The sequence below is a fragment of the Nocardia sp. NPDC051787 genome (genome assembly GCF_040681325.1).
In the GTDB taxonomy this organism is placed as follows: Bacteria; Actinomycetota; Actinomycetes; order Mycobacteriales; family Mycobacteriaceae; genus Nocardia.
On the sequence record NZ_JBFAYO010000065.1, the window covers coordinates 1 to 6,114 of the forward strand.

5 protein-coding genes are annotated in these 6,114 nt (G+C 64.9%); 1 reads left to right on the top strand and 4 read right to left on the bottom strand.

All coding sequences use genetic code 11. The features are described from left to right. On the top strand, positions 1-445 hold a 445-nt coding region (locus tag AB0M45_RS33645), incomplete at its 5' end, for a CHAP domain-containing protein (protein ID WP_364337506.1). Positions 446-514: 69 nt separating this feature from the next. Here AB0M45_RS33645 and AB0M45_RS33650 read toward each other — a convergent pair. From AB0M45_RS33650 to AB0M45_RS33665, 4 genes are all read right to left on the bottom strand, one after another. After that, positions 515-1,399: a MurR/RpiR family transcriptional regulator gene (locus tag AB0M45_RS33650; RefSeq protein WP_364337508.1), complete on the bottom strand. Its 885-nt coding sequence runs from the start codon at positions 1,397-1,399 to the stop codon at positions 515-517. A gap of 117 nt (positions 1,400-1,516) precedes the next feature. Then, on the bottom strand, positions 1,517-3,685 hold the full coding sequence (locus tag AB0M45_RS33655; protein ID WP_364337510.1) for a hypothetical protein: 2,169 nt from the start codon (positions 3,683-3,685) through the stop codon (positions 1,517-1,519). A gap of 349 nt (positions 3,686-4,034) precedes the next feature. After that, positions 4,035-4,961 (bottom strand): transglycosylase SLT domain-containing protein, encoded by a 927-nt coding sequence (locus AB0M45_RS33660; protein ID WP_364337512.1) that lies wholly within the window; start codon positions 4,959-4,961, stop codon positions 4,035-4,037. 669 nt (positions 4,962-5,630) lie between these two features. Next, positions 5,631-6,114 (bottom strand): phage tail tip lysozyme (locus AB0M45_RS33665; protein WP_364337514.1); only part of this gene is annotated, 484 nt, incomplete at its 5' end.

Below are 6,114 nucleotides of genomic sequence, written 5' to 3' on the forward strand. Positions count from 1 at the left end.
AGGCAAAAACTACACACCCAGCGGCAACTTGGCGGGAGTATCGTCGTCCGTCCAGCGGGCGATCCAGATCGCCGCTGGCGAACTCGGCGTTCGCGAGTACGCCGAGAATCGTGTGAACCGCCCGTACAACATCAACGATGCGTGGTGCGCTTCCTTCGCCACCTGGGCCTGGCGGCAAGCCGGCATCAACGTGCCTTGGACCAACAAGAATTATGTGCGGAGCATCTGGTCCGATGCGAAACGTATGGGCCTGGCCGGCAGCTCGTCGAGCGCCCGGCCCGGCGACCTCGTCGTGCTCAACAACCAAGGTCACATCGGTATGGTGGTGGCGCGCAACGGCAACACCATCACCACCATCGAGGGTAATTCCAGCGATGCGGTGCAGCGGAGAACCTACAACCTCGGCGCCAGCGGCATGGTCGGCGTCGTCCACCCACCCAGCTGACCCACCTCGCACCCTGCACTCCCCGCATCGCCGTGCGGGCCCTATCGGCGGCCGGTATCGGGATGACGATCAGATACCTCGCGCACGATGATCTTCATACACGGCAAACTCTTGCAGTAACTGTTCGTCCGGAGTCAGTTCCGCATGCCGGTCAGGCCCCAGCTGATGCTCGACGGCGAATGCCAGGGCTTGGCCCACCGAGGTGAGCGCGGTCAGCGAAGGCAGTTCCGCCACACTGTCGGTCTCGGCGTAGAACGTCATGTCCGCGATGCGCGCCAGCGGCGACGAAGGTCCATCGGTGAGCGCGATAGTCATGGCGCCACGCCGGCGCGCCCACTCCGCGGCATGCACGGTGTCGCGCTCATATCGCCGGATCGATATCGCGACAAGCGCGTCGCCGGACTGGATTCCACGCAGCTCGTCGACGAGCAGCCCGGCGGCGGCCCTGATTCGTCTCACCCCCGGCCGGATCGCCCGTAGCAGATAGTCCACCTGTTGGGCCACCGACAGCGAGACCCGCAGGCCGATGACATGCACCGTCTCGGCCGACGCCACCGCGTGCACCGCCCGGTCCCAGTCGTCGCGGTCGATTCGGTCGAAGGAGCGCGTCATGTCGGCCGTGTCGCGGTCCAGCATGGCGGAGAGGAATTGCTCTCGCGAAGTCGGCTCGGCGGCGCGCTCACGCAACAGATGCGTCTCGGCGGCGAGCTGCATCCGACAAAGCTTGACCAGATCCGGGTATCCCGACAGACCGAGCATGGTCGCGAAACGCACCAGTGACGACCGATGTACACCAGCCAGTTCCGCGCTTTCGCCGATGCTGCGAAACGCGGTCCCGTCCGGATCATCGAGCACCAGTCGCGCGATCCGCTGCTGACCTTCGGCGAGCTCGGGTAATCGCTGCTGCAAAATCGCACGCAACTCGCGATATGTGTGCGGTGCCTCGCTGGCCACGGGTGCCCTATCCGATGGCCGCGGAGGCCGACTGCCGATCCATTCGTTCGATATTGCCCGCGACGGCGGCTCTCACACCACCCATCGGCAAATATTGTCAGGCTGCCCACATGCCACCTACGGATCCCACGGGTCGGGCCCGGCGTTGGGGTCGAGGACATCGAGGTTGGAAATCCTCCTGGTCGACCTCATCAGCGCCTGGCGGTTGATGTCGCTCTGATCTTGGAAGTATGCGTTCGCCGCGGCCTGGTGCTCCAATGCCAACCGCCGCCCGATATGCTGACGGACGTCTCGTCCGGCGTTGCGCCAATCATCAGCGGAAATCTCGTTTCTGAGCCGATGTTCGTCATCGACCAGGGCGGACCCGCCCGGCCCCGATGTGTCGAACAGCCTGCGTACGAACGAATGATTGTCGGAAACCTGGTTCATCGGCGCGATGGAATGCCGTACAAAGTTGTCCGCCGCGACCACGGCCTGTGCCGCGAACGCGGGATGCGCGTCGATTCCGACGTGGCTCTCCACTGCGCGCGCCGCGGCGACGGCCTTCTGCAATGGCGCGAAGCCGAACGGATTCTGCGACATGCTGGCCTTCTGGACCGCCAAAGCACGCTGGGCGTCGACCACCTGCTGATCGGCGGCATTCATCGCCAGCAGAATCGGCGCGATCATCGCGTCGGGGACCTTGCTGTCGCCCAGACCATCGAGAACATTCGCGACGCCGAGCGCGGACCTGATTCCGCCATCAATTCCCCGCAACCGCCCGGCAGCTTTGAATCGCCAGTTCGCGCGCGCGGCGTCGTTGTACTCATGCATCTGCCGCAGCATCGGCGAGGTGGCGATCTGGTCCAGCTCCTTGCGCTTCTTCCGGCGAGAGAGCGGGTTCAACGGGTTCGGCGTCGCCGCGAGCAGCCACGCCGCCGCCGGCGACATGTTGATGGTGTTCAGTGCGGCCAGACCGGACATCAGTCCTCCGCCGCGCATCGCACCACCAGCCTGTGTCCCACCCATGCCGAGTGCGGTTCCGCCGCCGCCTCCGCCACCGGGGCGCGGCGGCCCTTGGATCGCCGAGGCGAATCGGTTCGCCACCCAGTCGTTACCCCTGCTGAGGCTCACATCGAGTCTGCGCAACTGGGAAATCGCGATGGCCTCGACAGCGCCCGCGATGATGATCACCGCCATGACCTGCCCACGACCCTGCTGGAACAGATTGCCGAGGAATAGCACATAGACGCCGAGGAAGATGGTGAACACCACCATTCGCGCCGCGGCGATGAACCCGTCGACGATGTTGCGGACCAAGAACGTCTGCGTCGGCCCATAGACGAAGCCGCCCGCCGCGAATCCGAAGATCGTCATGAAGCAGTGGTAGATCGCGTCCATGGCGGCCTTCATGACCTTGACGCTCAGAAACACCGCGAACACCAACAGGATTCCACCGCACACCAGCAGCAGCAGGCCGGTGCCGACCTGCCCCATACTCGGATCGCCGGCCTTGGCGTACGCGGCCGCGTCGCCGCACACCTTCATTCCGTTCTTCACGCGATCGTCGTCGCCCGCCCGCATTCCCGCCGTCCACGCGGCGCCACAGGATGGATTCTCGTCCACCACGTGCCCGAAATTCCAGACCTGCACCGGGCGCCGTGCGAAGTTGTCGGCGAGATCGTGCTGCATCGTCGCGAGCAGCTGCGCCGGATTCGGGCTCGAGTTTCCGTTCAATCCCGCGGCAACCGAGATGCCCAAATCCCTGCCTTGGGCCATCAATCCGTGTGAGGACAGCACCTCTGACAGCGGGTCGGCCAGGAACACCGGCCCGAGGATCGCCACTCCCACCATTGTCACGACCTGTATCGCGGCCTTCGCGTGATATCCGCGCGCGATGAACCATGCCACGAAGAACGCGCCGATCGTCGCCGCTGTCACGAGCATGATCGGCGTCGCGATCTGACCGGTCAGCGCATCCGCGACGCCGCGCAGCGCCGCGGTGAACCAATCCATCCAGCGGAAGCTCAACGCGTAACCGATGAGCCAGATCGCGGACGTCACGATGGCCAGGTAGCCGATGAACTCCAGGCCGAGGATCGCCCAGAGGATCGTGGCGCCGGGGTTCAGCGGCCCACCACGGTCGGTGGCGAAGGTATAGCTGGACAACGGGACACCCGAGGAGTCACGGATGTTCATCCAGCTGAGTCCATCGATTTCCGATGTTCCGGCCGACGCGGCCTGGTACTGCGCGGTCGCCACCGCACCGAGCACGCAGGGAAAGACGAAGAGCGCGAAGGTGATCAAGAGAAGCCAGACGATCCTACGGCGCCATGACCGGTTGCCCAATCGGACTCGCACCCGCCAAGCCATGGTCTCCGGACAGAACCCCTCCGAATCGTCCGATCCGCGTTCCGGCCGAGACGACCGACTTTGTGGGGAACGCGCAATCATGGGCTCCAGCATGACGCAACCTATGTTGCGCGGCAACCTACTAACGCAACTTGCTGTTCATCTTTCGGACATCCTCCGGCATCCTTCGTGTTGCAGAAGAAATGATTCGACATGCCCGAGTTACACACTGCCACAGCAGAATTGAACAAATGACCGGCCGGGTGGCCGGGCACAGGATTCGAGGAACTACCCCGAGACCGGGTCAATACCCCACGTATGATCCGCCGCCGCGCATCTGCACGATCCCCGGCACGTTGCTGACCGACCCGTAGCGGTCGATGGCATATCGCACTCCGGCGACGATGTTGTCCACCGGATTCCAGATATCGCGGTGTCCCGGAAGGGAATACGCGTTGAATGTGGGATCGATGGTCTGCATCAGCCCCTTGGACGGGATGCCCGCGGCGGCGTTGCTGTCCCACAGATTGATCGCATTCGGATTGCCGCCGGACTCGTGCTGGATGATCGCCGCGATATCGGCCGGATCGATCTGTCGCGTGTCGTAGCCGTGCTGACGCAACACTTGCATGGCCTCGTTGATCCATTGCCCCTGTTGCCCCGAAGGCCGTGTGCGCGGCGGACCACCGCTGGGACCGCGCGCGCCCGGATGCGTGGCGCGACGCGGCCTTCGCGGCCGGGCAGGACGCGATTCCCGCAGGTAGCGATCGGCCAAGGCGGCTACCCGCTCGGCGGTGAGCACTGCCGATGTCTGTCCCTGGCCGAGCACGGTTCCCGCGCGCTGTAATGCGTTCTCCAAGGTGGAGATCACCAGCTGCCTGCTCGCGTTGGCGTCTTGGATGGTGCCGAGGGCGGTAAGGGCCGTGTTCACCTCGGCGATGATCGACCCAATGGCGGCTCGCCCCTGGGTCGTGCTGTCGACAGCGCCGCTGAGGATGCGTTCGAGTTCGGTGTTCATCGACTGGGTGGAGTCCCCGTGGCGGGCCCGATTCTGGCCGCTCGCGGCATAGTGCGAGCCCAGCTCGCCGTCCCAGGCAATGGGTCCGGTGGGCCCTGCCGATCCGACATCGGGCGGCCGGTATGGCTGTCCCGTCATGGCCGTCGGCGCTCCGTCGCCGTACTGGGCCGCGATAGCGGCCAGGGCGCCCATCGCCGCGGCGGCCATAGGCATGGACGAACCCGCCATCCCCATCGCGTCCGAGCGCGGAATTGACGCCGGTCCCGCAGCGGCGGAAGGTGTTTCGGCTACGGCAGGCGCAGCCTGACTTCGTGCCTGCGCCGCACCGGCGGCCGGCCCCACAGACGCGGGCGCACCGGCCGACAAAGGAGGTGCCGGAGCTGGACTACCCCGCGTCGACGACTTGGCCGGACGACGGGGCGCAGAAGTGGTGGCGCTCGCGCGGGCGTCACGAACGTCATCGGTATGGTCGGGATCCGTTTCAGTGGGTGTTCGCTTCGTCGGCGACATCAGGTCCCGACCTAAGCGCGGCCGGGCATGATGCGGATGCCCGAAATATCGCAGACCGAGCCGTAGCGATCATCGGCGAATCGGGCACCCGCGATGGTGGTGGCATGGAAGGCGTTCTCGGCTACGGACATCGGTGTGGCAACCTCCGTCGATCCGCTGGCCTCTTGTCACCTGCCCCGCTGTATCGCGCGAACCCACTGGAGGCCCCTCGCGTCGAGACTCGCCCGGCAGCGTAACCGCAGCCTAACCCCAATCCCAGCTATTCTCCTGCGCTATATTCCCGAGCGCGGGAATATAGCGCAGGAGACCACTCTCCTCACGATCCCTCGGGTTGGCCGATCTGGACCGACCGCGCACCCGCACCTTTCTCGGCTACGCGGAGACATTGCGCATGGCTGCCGCGATGCCGTTCGCATTCGCGATGCGTTGGCCACGGGCCTCTCCGGAACTTCTTTCGTAGTATTGATCGAACACCGCCGCCGCAGCGGCGGGCGTTGCCGCGCCTCTGAGACGGGCGTATGCACCCGATTCACCAGTGCGCAATTCATGCATCATGAAATCCATTTGGACTTTCCAGTCGTACACGGACTTGCCTTGGGCCGCGGCGAACCGCTCGAGATTGCGCCGCCGTCCGCCCAGCCACTGGCAGAGACCTATGGCGCCTTCGTTTGGGTTGAAAGCATCGGTCTTGAAGCCGGATTCGACCTGTATATTGCCCAGAATCCCGGCTGCCTGCGCAGGTGTGAGCCCGTACTTCGAGATGAGGTACTGATACATCTGCGCGACCTGGGGATTCTTGCCGCCGGGGATGCTGTCGGCGGATCCCGATCCGGTCGGTGGTGTGTAGTTTTTGCCG

What these genes read in the sequence shown, in the direction of transcription:
- AB0M45_RS33660 (WP_364337512.1), bottom strand. Translation starts at nt 4,961, where the DNA reads ATGCCTATGGCCGCCGCGGCGATGGGCGCCCTGGCCGCTATCGCGGCC.